Source organism: Erysipelatoclostridium sp. MSK.7.34 (assembly GCF_019041935.1).
GTDB classification, from domain to species: Bacteria; Bacillota_I; Bacilli_A; order Erysipelotrichales; family Coprobacillaceae; genus Thomasclavelia; species Thomasclavelia ramosa.
Window position 1 is genome coordinate 29,500 of sequence record NZ_JAHPYJ010000008.1, and the last position, 16,701, is coordinate 46,200.

At 32.4% G+C, this 16,701-nt stretch carries 17 protein-coding genes; all 17 read left to right on the forward strand.

From position 1 onward, the window contains the following. The first annotated feature begins 7 nt into the window (after positions 1 to 7). The 17 genes from KTF99_RS07300 (at position 8) to KTF99_RS07375 (ending at position 16,571) form a co-directional block, all read left to right on the forward strand. Complete coding sequence (locus KTF99_RS07300; RefSeq protein ID WP_008791649.1) at positions 8 to 484, forward strand: flavodoxin; 477 nt, start codon at positions 8 to 10, stop codon at positions 482 to 484. 15 nt (positions 485 to 499) lie between these two features. Further along, the gene (locus KTF99_RS07305) at positions 500 to 1,057 is read left to right on the forward strand and encodes an NAD(P)H-dependent oxidoreductase (RefSeq protein ID WP_003537619.1); all 558 of its coding nucleotides are present in this window, start codon (positions 500 to 502) and stop codon (positions 1,055 to 1,057) included. 229 nt (positions 1,058 to 1,286) lie between these two features. Next, positions 1,287 to 1,415 carry a hypothetical protein gene (locus KTF99_RS07310; protein ID WP_003537620.1) on the forward strand — a complete coding sequence of 43 codons (129 nt, stop codon included), beginning with the start codon at positions 1,287 to 1,289 and terminating at the stop codon, positions 1,413 to 1,415. A gap of 178 nt (positions 1,416 to 1,593) precedes the next feature. After that, entirely contained in the window at positions 1,594 to 1,725 is a 132-nt protein-coding gene (locus KTF99_RS17385) for a hypothetical protein (RefSeq protein ID WP_003537621.1), read from the forward strand. A gap of 419 nt (positions 1,726 to 2,144) precedes the next feature. Continuing rightward, a complete protein-coding gene (locus KTF99_RS07315) occupies positions 2,145 to 2,582 on the forward strand; it encodes a MarR family winged helix-turn-helix transcriptional regulator (protein ID WP_029480117.1) in 438 nt (145 codons plus the stop codon). 11 nt (positions 2,583 to 2,593) lie between these two features. Then, entirely contained in the window at positions 2,594 to 3,280 is a 687-nt protein-coding gene (locus KTF99_RS07320; protein WP_254210106.1) for a hypothetical protein, read from the forward strand. Positions 3,281 to 4,174: 894 nt separating this feature from the next. After that, positions 4,175 to 5,308, forward strand: a complete 1,134-nt coding sequence (gene proB / locus KTF99_RS07325) for a glutamate 5-kinase (RefSeq protein WP_008791651.1) — start codon at positions 4,175 to 4,177, stop codon at positions 5,306 to 5,308. After that, positions 5,308 to 6,534 (forward strand): glutamate-5-semialdehyde dehydrogenase, encoded by a 1,227-nt coding sequence (locus tag KTF99_RS07330; RefSeq protein ID WP_003537629.1) that lies wholly within the window; start codon positions 5,308 to 5,310, stop codon positions 6,532 to 6,534. Before proB ends, KTF99_RS07330 begins: the two co-directional genes overlap by 1 nt. Before the next feature lie 140 nt (positions 6,535 to 6,674). Further along, entirely contained in the window at positions 6,675 to 7,481 is an 807-nt protein-coding gene (locus tag KTF99_RS07335) for an endonuclease/exonuclease/phosphatase family protein (protein WP_003537630.1), read from the forward strand. A 91-nt stretch (positions 7,482 to 7,572) separates the two neighbouring features. Further along, positions 7,573 to 7,992: a C-GCAxxG-C-C family protein gene (locus KTF99_RS07340; RefSeq protein WP_003537631.1), complete on the forward strand. Its 420-nt coding sequence runs from the start codon at positions 7,573 to 7,575 to the stop codon at positions 7,990 to 7,992. 721 nt (positions 7,993 to 8,713) lie between these two features. Continuing rightward, positions 8,714 to 9,166: a MarR family winged helix-turn-helix transcriptional regulator gene (locus tag KTF99_RS07345; RefSeq protein WP_003537632.1), complete on the forward strand. Its 453-nt coding sequence runs from the start codon at positions 8,714 to 8,716 to the stop codon at positions 9,164 to 9,166. After that, the gene (locus KTF99_RS07350; protein ID WP_008791655.1) at positions 9,166 to 11,394 is read left to right on the forward strand and encodes an ABC transporter ATP-binding protein; all 2,229 of its coding nucleotides are present in this window, start codon (positions 9,166 to 9,168) and stop codon (positions 11,392 to 11,394) included. Before KTF99_RS07345 ends, KTF99_RS07350 begins: the two co-directional genes overlap by 1 nt. After that, the gene (locus KTF99_RS07355; protein ID WP_003537635.1) at positions 11,387 to 13,240 is read left to right on the forward strand and encodes an ABC transporter ATP-binding protein; all 1,854 of its coding nucleotides are present in this window, start codon (positions 11,387 to 11,389) and stop codon (positions 13,238 to 13,240) included. Before KTF99_RS07350 ends, KTF99_RS07355 begins: the two co-directional genes overlap by 8 nt. A 77-nt stretch (positions 13,241 to 13,317) precedes the next feature. Then, a complete protein-coding gene (locus KTF99_RS07360; RefSeq protein WP_418896175.1) occupies positions 13,318 to 14,640 on the forward strand; it encodes a replication-associated recombination protein A in 1,323 nt (440 codons plus the stop codon). A gap of 9 nt (positions 14,641 to 14,649) precedes the next feature. Continuing rightward, positions 14,650 to 15,024 (forward strand): DUF3795 domain-containing protein, encoded by a 375-nt coding sequence (locus tag KTF99_RS07365; protein WP_003537644.1) that lies wholly within the window; start codon positions 14,650 to 14,652, stop codon positions 15,022 to 15,024. A 64-nt stretch (positions 15,025 to 15,088) separates the two neighbouring features. Continuing rightward, positions 15,089 to 15,928 carry a DUF368 domain-containing protein gene (locus tag KTF99_RS07370; RefSeq protein WP_029480110.1) on the forward strand — a complete coding sequence of 280 codons (840 nt, stop codon included), beginning with the start codon at positions 15,089 to 15,091 and terminating at the stop codon, positions 15,926 to 15,928. Positions 15,929 to 16,415: 487 nt separating this feature from the next. Next, positions 16,416 to 16,571 carry a DUF6323 family protein gene (locus KTF99_RS07375; RefSeq protein WP_003537648.1) on the forward strand — a complete coding sequence of 52 codons (156 nt, stop codon included), beginning with the start codon at positions 16,416 to 16,418 and terminating at the stop codon, positions 16,569 to 16,571. Positions 16,572 to 16,701: the final 130 nt, after the last annotated feature.

Genomic DNA, 16,701 nt, shown 5'->3' on the forward strand with positions numbered 1-16,701 from the left:
TGTAAAAATGAGTAAATCTTTAGTAGCGTATTTTAGTGCAAGTGGTGTAACCAAAAAAGTAGCAGAAAGATTAAATGAAGTTGTGCAGGGGAATTTGTTTGAAATCGTACCAGAACAACCTTACACAAGTGCTGATTTGAATTGGACAAATCCTAAAAGCCGTTCATCAGTAGAAATGAACGATAAATCGTTCAGACCAGCCGTTAAAGAAAAAATAAGTGATATGGGAGAATATGACATAATCTATTTAGGATTTCCTATCTGGTGGTATATTGCTCCTACAATCATCAATACTTTTCTTGAACAATACGATTTAAGGGATAAAACAATTATTCCATTTGCGACATCTGGAATGAGCGGAATGGGAAAAACAAACGATTATTTAGAAAATTCATGCAAGGGTGCTCGTTTGATGAAAGGGCAAAGATTTGACGAAAATGTTAGTGCAGATGAATTATCTGACTGGGTTAAAAAAATGAAATAAAAGGAGTAATGACTTATGCAAAATATATTAGTAGTATCTGGACACACAGACTTAAATAATTCTGTTGCAAATAAGGCAATATTAGAAAGGCTTGAAAATAAATTACCACAGGCTGAATTTGTCTATTTAGACAAACTTTATTCAGATTTTCAAATTGATGTTGAAGCAGAGCAAGAAAAACTTTTAAATGCAGATATAATTGTTTTGCAATTTCCTATTTTCTGGTATGCTATGCCTTCATTACTAAGTCGCTGGCTTGAAGAAACATTTCAGCATGGCTTTTCCCACGGTTCAACCGGTGATAAATTGAAAGGAAAGAAATTGATTGCTTCTTTTACGACTGGTGCTCCAGAATTTATGTATAGTTATGAAGGGGCACAGAAATATCCTATTGAAGATTTCCTCCCGCCGATAAAGGCAATGTGTAATTTGTGTGGATTGGATTACTTTGGATATGTCTATACAGGCGGAGTATCTTATCAAAATAGAAATGATATTGAAAAAATGGCTGAAATGAAAGAAAAAGCAGTTATGCATGCTGATAAATTATTGGAATTGTTAGAAACACTGTAACAAAAAAAGATCATATTTTTGAAAATTGGAAATTAATCAGAAAATAAAAGCTAAATATTCTGATTAGTTTTATATATAAGTAATTTTGTCATAAATATAAACTCTACCGATGGTTGATTGAATAATTAGAATTTTAATAGTAGTATAGGCTCAAGGAGTGAAAGATATGAGCAATATAGATAATGAAAAATGCGGATCCTTCATGATGGAGTTATGAAAAGAGAAAGGTTTGACACAAAAAGAATTTGGAGAAAAATTATGTGTATCAGACAAGATAATCAGCAAATGGGAGCTATCACGATATCCAATACTTGCAAAAGCTTTAGAATTGAGTTATAAGGAGTTATTAGATGGTTGAATTTGGTTTCAACACAAGAAAAGAAAAATATTACTTATGATAGTTGTCAATGGCTGGCAATTCTACATTTTAATTATCGAGATCTGGTAATTTTAAAAGTACATGTATAAATTTGTGAAAATAAAACATATATATTATTTAATCAAAGCACAAATTATCTTCAATATACAACGATGATATGTATTATTATGATTTTTTGATTGAAATGGGGTTAGAAATCTTTGCTGCTAATTTGGATAATTATAATTTTGATTATGATTTAGAGGTTAAGAGTGATAATCTATTAAAAGTGGCTAAAGAATCACAATAACAATACTAAAAAAGTTTTAGTATATACTGATTTTTATTTTTGAGAAAATGCACATATTGATAATGATTGAATAAATAATAAAAAATAGTATTATTTTTTTAGCGGTGCAACAAACAAAACGCCCCGAACCCGCATAAATGCTTGATTTTCCGGTATATACAACCGCGGTTTCAAATGCTCAAAAAAACACTTTGACGCTTTTTTGCCGCTCTAACTCAATAAGGCAATATGAAACGATACGGGCAGATATAAGAAAAATCATACTGTTCGAGAGCGAAAGCACTTGTTGCTTTTGCTCTCTTGGATGCCACGCAAGCAAGGGCGGCTGGTTTTGCTATTTGTTTTCTGAAAGGCATTGACAGGAGTATGAAATCATACTATAATATTGAGTATGATTTCATACTTAAAGGAGAGCAAATATGAAGTTTGAAAAACATCCCGTTCTACAAGAATTTGACCGTTTGAATAATGCGATTGATGAGCTTTATCACGATATTTGCCTAATGCAAGGACTTTCCGATAGTGCTTATGCGATTTTGCAGGCAATTCTTGTGTTAGGAAACGGCTGTACGCAGACAGAAATTTACAAGTACACACTCTTGAATAAGCAAACCGTCAATTCATCGGCAAAAAAACTAAATCAAGACGGAGTGATTGAATTTCAAGCAGGTGTCGGACGAGAATTAAAAATCTATTTGACAGCAAAAGGCGAGGCACTTGTAAGGGAAAAAATATTGCCTATTGAACAAGCGGAAAACAAAGTCTTTGAGGAAATGACAGAAAAGGAACATCAAGAGATATTGCGTTTGGTGGAAAAATATCTAACATCTTTCCGCAGTAAAATTGAAAATCTATAAGAGGAATAATGATGATACACAAATTAATCAGTACAATCGGGTTGGGCATTTTAGGTGTTGACCCATTTACAGCAGTTTACCTTTTGTCTATGGGACTGCGGCAAGAAAAGAAGTCGAATATTACGCTGTTCTTCCTCTCCTATGCGGGATTTAGCGTTTTTATCGGCGCTATACTTTCCGCTATTTTCGGTGCTACGGCAGTAGATATTCTTAAAAGTATAGTGCCTGGGGACAATAGCCCGTTTTGGGCAGTTCTGGAGTTTATGGTATCCGTTTTTATTCTGATATGGGTGCTACGAAGATTTTTGGATATTAGCAAAAAAAATGAGAAAAAGGAGAAGAAAACTGTTAATGGGGCTTGGATTAAGTACCTAAGTACCGGCTTTGTATTTGCAATCTCTTGTTTTACTGACCCCACTTATTATGCCGTTATTCTTATGGGCGGTGAAGTGGGAAACTTTCTGACCGCAACTCTGCTCATGACGATTTGGTTTGTAGTCAGTCAGTTTATGGCACTAATTGTCTATGTCGCCAACAGCCTAAATCTATTGGACAAGTTGGTTGCATTGGTTGATAAACTGAAAGCGAAAAATATAAAGCCTATCACCTATACCATCTATGCCGTATTATTAATCATTGCTATCGTATTGCTGATTGATACAGGATTTTATTTATTTGACGGCAGATACCTGTTTTAATTAATTTTTAGTGTTTTCAATGTCCTTGTCCGTGATATGAAACAGAGAAAAGTTGTTGCGGTTTTCCCCTTAAAATTGCCAAAGACCTCATACTGATTTGTTATAAAGGTAGAAAATAAGGCAAATGAGGTTAACTTATCAACGACAAAAAATGCTTGCATTTCACGGAAAGGGTACCCCTTTCCTATGCTTGCTACGGAACTTTTCATAAAGGAATGGAAAGGAAAAGGATAATCAGAACAGATAGCAGCTTGCTTTGGAATGTTACGCAGTCAAATGATATTTTTCAGGGAAAAGATATAAACACCTTACCCTATCAGTTTTCGTGTCTGCAATGCCGTTCGTGCAAGGCTTAATGAGCCTCTAATGCGTAACATAGAGAGTAGGAAAAAATCATCTTCTGCATTTGATTTTTGCTTTTGTATTTGACGCTTTTTTGACGCCCGCGCTTACAAAACGAAGCTGTGCGGAGATATGACAGAATATATAGAGATATGGGAAAACCATTGAAAACACAGGAATTTTCGGTAGGTCTATAAACACTTGCAAGAAGTTATAAGACGATTTCCGTCTATAAAATCAATAAAAAAATATCTAATTTTAGTTGGTCAAAATATTGATTATGAAAAAATTGTTATATAGAATAAAAATGGAACTTTAAAAATTGCTCTAACTGGTGAAACAGCTATATTAGCAAACAAGTGCATTCACGTTTTTGAAATCGAGTATACTTGTAATAAATTTATGCTAAAGGTCAATGGTGAATTTAAATATATTTATGAAGTTGAAATCGATAGATAAAGTGTTTGAGTAATTTATGCTTAAACACTTTTTTGTTGAGAAGATGAGATAAACCTTGTATAATTAAGAAAATAATTACAGGGGGAAGTTAGAATGCGAGATTTAAGCAATATTAAAAATCTAATTATTAAAATAGGTTCATCATCATTATGTGATGATGAAGGGAATATTAATAAAGAGAAAATTTTAAATTTAATTCAACAAATAGCATATATTAAGCGTAAAGGGATAAGTATTACATTAGTCAGCAGTGGTGCTATTAATGCTGGAGTTCATGTAATGAATCTTGAATGTCGCCCGCAAACTATTCCTCAAAAGCAAGCTCTGGCAGCTATTGGACAGGCTTCATTAATGCAAATATATGAAGATTTATTTAGCTTATTTAATTTAAAATGTGCACAAATTTTATTAAATCATGATGATTTTGATGATCGTAAGCGGTTGATGAATTTTAACAATGCAATGCAGGCATTGATTGAATATGACGTAGTTCCAATTATTAATGAAAATGATACTTTAGCGGTCGAAGAAATTAAAGTTGGTGATAATGATACATTAGCATCACTGGTAGTACCGGCTGTTAATGCAGATATGGTTGTACTAGTCAGTGATATTGATGGATTATATGATGATAATCCACATACGAATAAGAATGCAAGATTGATTCGTAATGTCGATGGGATTACTAAAGAAATTGAAAGCATGGCAAAAGATGCTTCAAGCAAGGTTGGAACTGGAGGAATGATTACTAAGATTAGAGCAGCTAAAGTTTGTAATGACTTTGGCTGTGATATGGCTATTGTTAATGGTAACCAACCAAACGTTTTGATTGATCTGATTGAAGGAAAAGATGTGGGTACTTATTTTGATGGTAAACCTGGAAGACTCCTTAATTCTAGACAACATTGGATTATGTATCGAAGTATGCCAAAAGGAACAATCGTTGTTGATGAAGGTGCTAAAAAAGCATTAGTTACATGCCACTCAAGTTTGTTGCCTAAGGGAATTATTGAGGTAAGAGGAAATTTTTTAATTTCGCAGATTATTGATATTGTTGATGGTAATGATAGTCTGTTAGCACGTGGAATGGTAAATTACTCAAGTGATGAGATAAGATTGATTAAAGGATTGAACACTAGTGAAATCGAGGATGTTTTACATTATAAAGATTATGATGAAGTAGTTCACGCAAATAACCTGGTATTAGTAGAAGGAGTGAAAAATTAATGATAGAAGAACAATTAAAACAGGCTAAACTAGCTTGTCGAAAGATGCAAAATATTGATAAAGATACCAAAATAAAAGCTTTAGAAGCTATTAGTAAAAATTTGATTTCTAATATTGATTATATCGTGGCCGAAAATAAGAAGGATGTTGCTTGCGCCAAGGAAAACGGAATCAGTGAGGCAATGGTTGATCGACTTTTATTAACTAGGTCACGTATTGAAAGTATTGCTAATGATGTTTTAAAAGTAGCTGGATTACATGATTGCATTGGTGAAGTTGTTCGTGAGATAAAACGTCCAAATGGCTTAATCATTAAACAAGTTCGTATTCCCATTGGAACAGTAGCTACTATTTATGAATCTCGCCCTAATGTTACAGTTGACATAGCTGCTATTTGTATAAAGACAAATAATGTTTGTATTCTAAAAGGCGGAAAAGAAGCGATTAATTCTAATATTGCTCTAGTAAGGGTAATCAAAGAGGCAATCACAAATATTTTACCTGAAAATGTTGTTAATTTGATTGAGAAAACAGATCGTAGTGTTGTTACTGAAGTTATCACAGCCAATAATTATATAGATGTTGTCGTTCCTCGGGGAGGAGCAGGGTTGATTCAACATGTTGTAAATAATGCAACTGTCCCAGTAATTGAAACTGGTGCAGGAATTTGTCATCTATACATTGATCAAGAAGCTGATTTAGAAATGGCTGTTGAAGTTGCAGTTAATGCTAAAATTTCTCGTCCTTCAGTTTGTAATGCGATTGAAACTATTTTAGTTCATCAAGGTGTTGCAAATGAATTTTTAACGTTATTAAAACCAAGGTTTGATAAAATTAAGATATTTGGTGATGAAATAGTTTTAAAATATCTAGAAGGCAATAAGGCAACAACCAAGAATTATGCTACTGAATATGATGATTATATTTGTAATATTAAAGTTGTGAATGATATCAATGAAGCGATTGAGCATATCTATGATTATTCAACCAAACATTCTGAAAGTATTATTACTGATAATGAAGATACAGCTAGATATTTTATGGATTCTTTAGATTCTGCCTGTGTTTATCATAATGCTTCAACTCGTTTTACTGATGGTGGAGAATTTGGATTTGGCGCTGAAGTTGGAATTAGTACTCAAAAATTACATGCACGTGGCCCAATTGGACTGCAGGAAATGACATCAACAAAATATAAAATATTTGGGAATGGGCAAATAAGATAGATATAGGCAAATTAACTGTCTATATCTTTTTTATTTTTAGTTGAATCAGATTAGAATTTTGAAAGTTAGATAAATATTTTGATTGTATTAAAATTACTAATTTATCCAATAATAAATTAGTAAATAATTGAGGTAAATAAATGAATAAACAGTTTAAATTAATAATTAAGATATTATTGATGATAATATCAGGTCGTTATTATTATAGCATCTTAACTAATGAGTATTGTTATAAATTTGTTGATCAAAAAAAGATTCAAAATTTAAAGACTAATACCTTGGGGATAGGAACATATAATATAAAATCCTTAAATTATGGGAAAAATGATTTAAAAAGTTTTAATAAGGATATTATTGATTTAAAACTTGATATTATTTGTTTGCAAGAGGTAGATAAGAATTCTTTACGTTCAGGCAATTTTGACATGCTAAAAATCATGGCAAATTCTAGTGGATATTGTTATTATTATTTTTATCCTACCATGTGGATTTTAAGTGGTTACTATGGTTTGGGAATCTTAAGTAAATATTCTATAATAGAAGTTATGGCTCAACGATTACCAAATAGCATAATAAGGGAACCGCGTATCCTTACAAGAACAAAGCTCTATTTTAATGAGCAGATAATTAATATTTATAATACCCATTTAACTTATGCGGATAATCAATATCGTATTAAACAAATGGATTATGTAAAAAAGCATGTTGATTTTAACAGTTACAGCATCTTAGCTGGTGATTTTAATTCATTTAAAATGAACAATAAATTTAAAATGGAAGGGGTAAAGTGTATCAACGAGAATAAAAAATACAAGACTTTCTGCGAATTTGCAGCACCTGATAATATTTTTTATGCAGATTTTTTTGAATTAAAGAATTGTGGTTTGAAAAAATCATCATTTTCTGATCATGATTTATTGTATGGTGAGTTTTTTCTAAAGGGTTAGATTCAAGACGAATACATAATTGTTAATGTCTTGACATCGATTATAATTATCACTAAACTATAATTAAATTATATAAAAGTGAGGCTAAATTATGAATATTGATGAAAGAGTGAAAAAAGCATATGCTTTACATCATTCAGGTTATAACTGCGCTCAGGCAGTACTTGGGGCATATGTGGATTTATTTGATTTAGATATGGATAGGGCAATGACTATTGCTTATGGTTTTGGTGGCGGTGTCGGGATGACAAGAGAAATTTGCGGAACTTTAACTGGTGGGGCTATGGCTTTAGGACTTAAATATGGTAAAGGTGAAGCAGATGTTAAACAAAAAAAATTTGTTAATGAAAAAGTAGCAGCTTTGTGTAAAGAATTTGAAGATTCTCATGGATCAGTGGTTTGTGGAGAACTACTAGGATTACGGGAAACAAATAAAAAAGTTAATCGTGCTACTTGTGATGATTTAATTGCTGAAGTAGTAAGATTACTAGAAAAATATTTAGTTGATTAAGATGTCAAATTTGACATCTTTTTAAGTATGACGACTTGTCATACATTTAGGGTGAAAGTCCTTCGTGAACGTAGTTGTCGACGAATCGCATAGTGCATCGGAAATGTATTTGAGCCAAAGGACATATACACTAGGATCTAGGCATTAGAAAGTGAAAAGGAGAAGAGCATGCAAATTATGTCTAAATTATTAGAGGAAGTCTTATCTAAGAAAAATATGATACTTGTCTATAAAAGTACAAGTCGTGTGGATAATGTATGTAGCCAATGATGAAATAAAAGATTATGTTAATTAAAACTAGAAAGACATCAAAAGACAAATCGAAACAAGGTTTTACAAACCACAACCTGTTAAAAGGGTTGAAATACCAAAGCCTAGTCATGGTGTTAGAAAACTTGGGTCAATCATGGTAGAGCAAGACAAATATCATACGCTATTAATTCGTGATAACTAAAACATGTGTTGTGCGTGCTGTAGCAAAAGAAAGGCTAGCACATAAAGACTAGTTAGTTGTTTGGATTATTATTTATTGAGATATAAATTGAAATTTAATTAAACTGCCGTATATGGAACCGTATGGACAGTGGTGTAAGAGAGGAAAATTATTTAAAATTTTTCGCTACTTGATTATAAAATAGTTGACAATGGTTAGTAGACTAACTATAATAGTTAGTGTACTAACGGAATAGTTAGTCATCTAACTAATGAAAGGAGGTACATCATGGAAGAGATAAGTTTTGATGATGTTGAAGAAGTAATTAATAATTTTCAAGGGTTAAATAAAACAATGCATTATATGATGATGGAAAAAACAGAAAAGTTTGATATATCACCGGATCAAACAAGGTTATTATTTATGTTGCAGAATCATCAAAACATTAATCAAAATGCTTTAGCAAAGAAGTTAAATATTACTAAAGCGACTTTATCAGTGAGATTGCAGCGCCTTGAAAAACTGGGTTATTTAACTAGAACACAAGATAAAAATGATAAACGTAATTATATTTTAAATATTACAAAAACTGGAGAGGTATTTATTGAGGCGGCAATCAAAATTATGAAAGAAAAAACAATGATTATGTTTGAAGGGGTTTCTAAGGAACAGATAACTGTTATTAATGATGTTATTAATATCATGAAAAAGAATATTGAAAAATGTAAAGGAGAAGAATAATGCTAAAATTAAAACATTATTTTAAAAAGTTTTGGGCACCAATTCTACTTTGTGTAGGATTATTATTCTTACAATCACAATCAGAATTAGCATTACCTGATTATATGTCGGATATCGTTTCGGTAGGAATTCAGGCTGGTGGCTTTGATAGTGCAGTAAGTGATGTTTTGAGTGAAGAAACATATAATCATTTATTAGTACTGATGGATGAAGAGGATCAGCAACAATTTATGGATGCATATAAATTAGTTGAACCCAGTAATCTTGATAAAGATACTTTAGATAAGTTTCCTAAAGCAAAAGGTCAAAATATCTATAAATTAAAAGATCTAAGTGAAAAAAAATTAGACCGTTTAGAGAGTATTTTAGTTAAACCAATGTTGATGGTAACATCAATTGATGGAATGGATAAAAATAGTAAAGAATATCAAGAACAGTTTGGGCAATTACCGCCAAATATGACACCTTACGATGCTTTAGCAATGATGGATAATACAACTAAAGCTAAAATGTTTAGTAAAATTGATAGTCAGATGGAAACGATGGGTGAATCAACTTTAAAAATTGCTGCCGGTAACGGTGTAAAAGCAGAATATTCTAGACTAGGTTGTGATACTGATAAGATTCAAAATGACTATATTTTATGGTCTGGGTTAAAAATGTTAGCAATTGCATTAGCTGGTACTGTATGTGCTGTTGCTTGTGGGTTCTTGGCTAGTAAGGTTGGGGCTGGTGTTTCGAGATTATTACGTCGTGATGTTTTTGAGAAAGTTGAAAGTTTTTCAAATGAAGAATTCAATAAGTTTTCAACTGCATCACTGATTACAAGAACAACGAATGATATTACCCAAGTACAAATGGTCGTAATTATGTTCATTCGAATAGTATGTTTTGCTCCAATGATGGGAATTGGGGCCTTGATCAAAGCTTTTAATAATACACCATCAATGACTTGGATTATTGGTTTAGTTTTATTGGTGATTTTTTGTTTGATTGGTGTTACTTTTGCAATTGTGATGCCAAAGTTTAAGATCGTACAATCATTAATTGACCGTTTAAATTTAACAATGCGGGAAAATCTTTCAGGTATGCTAGTAATTAGGGCATTTGGTAATGAAAAGCATAGTGAAGAAAGATTTGAAAAGGCTAATGGTGATCTAACAAATGTCAATTTGTTTGTCAATCGAACAATGGCTTCATTAATGCCGATTATGATGTTCATTTTTAATGTAGTAACATTATTGATTGTATATTATGGAGCAAAACAAATTGATTTAGGTAATATTGCAATCGGACAAATGATGGCTTTTATGCAGTATGCAATGCAAATTATTATGTCATTTTTGATGATTGCAATGATTTCAATTATGTTGCCACGGGCTAGTGTAGCAGCAGATCGTATTTATGAAGTTATTTCAATGGAACCTAAAATTGTTGATCCTAAGGAACCTAAAGCTTTTATTGAAAGTAAAAAAGGTTTAGTTGAATTCAATAATGTTACATTTAAATATCCTGGTGCTAATGAAGCAGTATTAGAAAATATTAGTTTTACTGCAAAGCCTGGTGAAACTACAGCATTTATCGGTTCAACGGGATCCGGTAAAAGTACGTTAATCAATTTAATTCCTCGCTTTTATGAAGTAACTGAAGGTAATATTAAGATTGATGGTGTTGATATTCGTGATGTTAATCAACATGATTTAAGAGATAAAATTGGTTTAGTACCTCAAAAAGGATTATTATTCTCAGGAACCATTAGATCAAATTTAACTTATGGTGCACCTGAGGCTACAGACGATGAACTTGAAGAAGTAATTCGGGTAGCTCAGGCAAAAGAATTTATTGATAATAAAGAAGAAAGATTAGATAGTGAAATTTCACAAGGTGGAACAAATGTATCTGGCGGTCAAAAACAACGTTTAGCAATTGCTCGAGCTATTGCTAAAAATCCAGAAATCTTTATTTTTGATGATAGTTTTTCAGCTCTAGATTTCAAGACAGATGCTAAATTACGTCAAGAATTAGATAAGATGGTTAAGAAGACTAAAAATACAGTATTGATTGTCGGACAACGTATTGCTTCAATTATGGGAGCTGAACAAATCATTGTTTTAGATGAAGGTAAGATTGTTGGAAAAGGAACCCATGAAGAGTTAATGAAAAATTGCGATGTCTATCAAGAAATCGCATATTCACAATTATCAAAGGAGGAATTAGGACATGAGTAATCAACCAAAAAGAAATGGTCCTAAATTCGGACCTGGTGGTATGCACGGAATGCGTGGCGGTGAAAAAGCTAAAGATTTTAAAGGTACTTTAGGTAAATTATTTAAATATTTAAGACCGTATTATTTTCGTTTAGTTATAGTTGTGATTTTTGCTTCAGCATCAACGGTTTTTGCAATCGTAGGACCAAAGATTTTAGCTAAAGCAACAGATAAATTAAGTGAAGGTATCATGGCTAAAGTAGCTGGTACTGGTGGAATTGATTTTGATTATATTGGTCAAATTATTTTGATTTTAGTTGGATTGTATTTGATTAGTGCTTTATTTAGTTATATACAAGGTTTTATTACTTCAACTATTTCACAACGAGTTGCTTATGATTTAAGAACATCAATTTCTCAAAAGATGGATCGGATGCCATTAAGTTATTTTGATAAACATACTAGTGGTGATATTTTAAGCCGAGTAACAAATGATATCGATACAATCGCACAATCACTAAATCAAAGTATGTCACAGGTAATTACGTCGACAGTAACGGTAATTGGAATCTTTATCATGATGTTGACTATTTCACCAGTTATGACTTTGATCGCAGTTTGCGTATTACCAGTATCAATGGTTTTGATTGGTTTAGTAATGAAACGTTCACAAAAATATTTTGCGCGTCAACAAGCTGCTTTAGGTGATGTCAATGGTCATATTGAAGAAATGTATGGTGGTCATAATGTGGTTAAAGCATTTAATGGTGAAGCTGCCTCAGTAGAACAATTTAATGAGTATAATGATAATTTATATGAAAGTGCATGGAAGTCACAATTCTTTTCAGGTTTGATGCAGCCAATCACAGGATTTGTTGGAAATGTTGGATACGTTGCGGTATGTTTATTAGGTGGTGTTCTTGCTGGTGGTGGTAGTATCACAATTGGTGATATTCAGGCCTTTATTCAATATGTAAGACAATTTAATCAACCAATAACACAATTAGCACAGACAATGAATATGTTACAAAGTACAGCAGCAGCGGCTGAACGTGTTTTTGAATTTTTAGGTGAAGAAGAATTAGAACCAGAAACACCAAAAGTTACTGCTGATGAGGTGGCTAAAGTTGAAGGTTCTGTTACCTTTGCTGATGTTAATTTTGGGTATTTAAAAGATCAAACGATTATTAATGATTTTAGTTTACATGTTCATGCGGGGCAAACTGTTGCAATTGTAGGACCGACTGGTGCTGGAAAAACAACGATCGTAAAATTATTAATGCGATTCTATGAATTAAATAGTGGTTCGATTCTTATTGATGGTAAAGATATTCGTGATTTTGGACGTCAGGATTTACGATCATTATTTGGAATGGTTTTACAAGATACTTGGTTGTTTAATGGAACAATTAAGGAAAACCTAATGTATGGAAAATTAGATGCAAGTGATGAAGAAGTCAAGGAGGCTTGTAAAGTCGCTTATGTTGATCATTTTGTACAAACATTAGAGAATGGATATGAAACAATGATCAATGAGGAATCATCTAACATTTCTCAAGGGCAAAAACAACTTTTAACAATTGCACGTGCTTTCTTAAAAGATCCAAAAATTTTGATTCTTGATGAAGCAACTTCTTCAGTAGATACAAGAACAGAAGTATTAATTCAAAAAGGAATGGAAAAGCTAATGGAGGGAAGAACAAGTTTTGTCATTGCCCATCGTTTATCAACAATTCGTGATGCTGACACAATTATTGTAATGAAAGATGGTGACATTGTAGAACTTGGAAATCATGATTCATTATTGGCTAAAGATGGCTTCTATGCCTCATTGTATCGTTCTCAATTCGAGGGATCAGATGAATAGAAACAGTTTAAACAACTGTTTCTTTTTTTGCTTTTAAAGCGGGAATTAGTTATAATTATAAGGAAATGGAAGTGATGATGATGAAGCAGCAAGCAATGTTTAAAAACATGTCAAATGAACCACTGGCAAATCGCCTAAGACCAACAACTTTGACTGAATATGTAGGACAGAGGCACTTAATTGGACCGGGAAAGATTTTGTACCAGCTAATCAATAGTGATGTTGTTCCCTCAATGGTTTTTTGGGGACCACCGGGAGTTGGGAAAACAACTTTAGCACGCATTATTGCAAATCAAACAAAAGCTAAGTTTATTAATTTTAGTGCGGTGACTAGCGGCATTAAAGATATACGGGCAGTTATGAAACAAGCACAGGAAGTTCAGGATCTAGGCGAAAAAACAATCGTCTTTGTAGATGAAATTCATCGCTTTAATAAAGCTCAACAAGATGCTTTTTTACCATATGTTGAACAGGGGAGTATTATATTAATTGGGGCTACTACTGAAAATCCTTCATTTGAGATTAATTCTGCCTTATTATCAAGATGTAAAGTTTTTGTTTTAAAAGCACTAACAACCGATGATTTATTTGGTTTATTGCATTATGCGCTGATAAGTCCGAAAGGGTTTAAAGATCAAAATGTTATGATTGATGATGATTTATTATACATGATTGCTGGTTTTTCTAACGGTGACGCTCGAGTTGCTTTAAATACTTTAGAGATGGCAGTCTTAAATGGAGCAATTACTCATGATCGAATCGTAGTGGATAAAGAAACGATTGAACAATGTATCAATCAAAAATCTTTATTATATGATAAAAAAGGTGAAGAACATTATAATATTATTAGTGCTTTGCATAAATCAATGCGTAATAGTGATATTGATGCTTCAATTTATTGGATGTCACGAATGATTGAAGCTGGTGAAGATCCTCTATATGTAGCAAGGAGGCTGATTCGATTTGCTTCAGAGGATATTGGAATGGCTGATAGTCGTGCTTTGGAAATTGCAGTAGCAACATATCAAGCATGCCATTATAATGGCATGCCAGAATGTAATGTTAATTTAGCTCATTGTGTAACTTATATGGCCTTGGCACCTAAATCTAATGCGTTATATAAAGCATATGAACGAGCAAAACATGACGCTTTGAATACAATTGCTGATCCCGTTCCTTTACAAATTCGCAATGCGCCAACTAAATTAATGAAAGAATTAAATTATGGTAAAGGTTATCAGTATGCGCATGATTATGATGATAAAATTACAAATATGCAGTGTTTACCAGATAATATTAAGGATCATCGTTATTATTTTCCTACTAATCAAGGAACAGAGGCAAAGGTGATTAAACGGATGGAACAAATTGAATATTTACGAAAGTATCATAAGGATTAGGGATTAAATATGAAGGATGAATTAGGATTAGGATATTGTGGTCTTGTTTGTGGGCTGTGTAGTGAAAATGAAAGCTGTGTTGGTTGTAAAAAAGGTGGGTGTCCAGAAAAGGATTTTTGTAAAAATTATCAGTGCTGCACAAAGTCAGGATATGATAGTTGTTGCCAATGTCCTGATTTTCCTTGTCAGGATAGTATTTTACACAAGTTACGGATTAGAACATTTTGTAAATTTATTGGACAATATGGGGAAGAAAAATTAATTGCTTGTTTAAGGAAAAATGAGTCTAATGGAGTAATTTACCATTATCCTAACAGCCATTTAGGAGATTATGATTTAGAGAGTGAAGAAGCAATTTATCACTTGATTTTAAAAGGGAAATAAAATACTACTTGTGATAATGGTGATATTTTATTATAATGATGAGGTATTTAAAGGAGAAGTTTCAATGATAAAAAACATAATTGGCGGAATCGCTGTTGGTATTGCTAACGTTATTCCAGGCGTTAGTGGTGGAACCATGATGGTAATTCTAGGTATCTTTAATCGCATGATGGATGCTATTAGTGGAATCTTTAAAAAAGAAAATCCTAATCGCAAAGAAGATATTATCTTTATTTTTCAGGTTTTGGTTGGCGCTGGAGTTGGAATAATTGGATTTGCGAAAATATTGGAAGTGTTATTTGAATATTATCCAACGCAGACGATTTATTGGTTTATTGGTTTGATTGCTTTTAGTATTCCTTTATTTTTAAAAGGGGAAATGAAAGGTGAAAAACTTGTAATTATCCCTTTTATTTGTGGTTTAGCAATTATCTTTGGGTTAGAATTTTTAAATCCTGGAGAAGGGAAAGTAGTTGTTAATCCTGATTTTCCTGCTCTAAGTGCTGGTTTGTTTGTTAAAATGATAATTATTGGTGCCGTATCAGGAGCAACTATGATTATGCCCGGTGTTAGCGGTAGTATGGTTTTATTAATTTTAGGAGAATATTATCTATTTAAGTCTTATCTAGCAAATGTTACTAGTTTTAGTCTGGATGTTATTATGCCGCTAGGATTTATGGCAATTGGTATTGCTGTAGGAATAGTTGTTAGTGCAAAATTATGTTCATATTTCACTAAAACTCATAAAGCTGGATTCTTGAGTTTGATTTTAGGATTGATCGTTGCTTCATCATTAGTATTGATTCCTTTTGATGTAAGTTATAATTTAAGTTTAGTTGTGACATCAATTATTGCAGTTATTTTAGGAGGAATCATTGTTCTTGGATTATCTAAGATTCAATAGTTAAAATATAAAAAAGAAGTTATTGATTGTAAAACCAATGACTTCTTTTTCTGTGTGTCGAGCATGGCATACATCTAGCTGGTGAAAGTCCAACCACGGGTATTTACCGCCAAGAGTAGTGAACCACAAGCCGTTAGTAGTGATGCTATGGGCGGAGGAAGTGGTGTGGAAAAATCTTCGAGGTTACGAAAAGAAATTTGATGAGGCTGAATGGTGGACAAGGTTGCAGAACAAACCAAGTCCAAAAGGTAAACGTAAAACCAAGACAGTAAATCAAAAACCTGTGAAGATAAAAAGGATGTATGCCTTACCTCGGGAGGCCTTGTGGACGATGAAGTCCAGTAAACTTTAAAAACAGTAATGATACCATCGATAGAAAAAGATTTATCACAAGAAATCAGATGAAGTCATAGCAGTCAGAAATGATGAAGGACTGAAACGTTTATAGAGTGTAAATCGCTATAAGTAATATTTGGATAGTCCGAAAGTGAGGATAGCAACTATTATTGATAAGGGGTTATTAGAATTCAAAAGTACTATTATCAAAGATTTTATTTTAGCATTTTGTGATAGTCAGTTTATTGCCAAATACGATTATTTAGAGATGCTAAGTCAGCTGATAGAAATTTTTTATTACTATTGAAGTGAAGTTGACGAGGGAGTGAGTGATATGTATATTGAATTCGATTTAGGAATAATTCAGCTAATAATTAACTTTTATTGCTTGTTTAGTCATTTTTGTTAGTTTATTTTGGTATTCAACTAGACCTTTG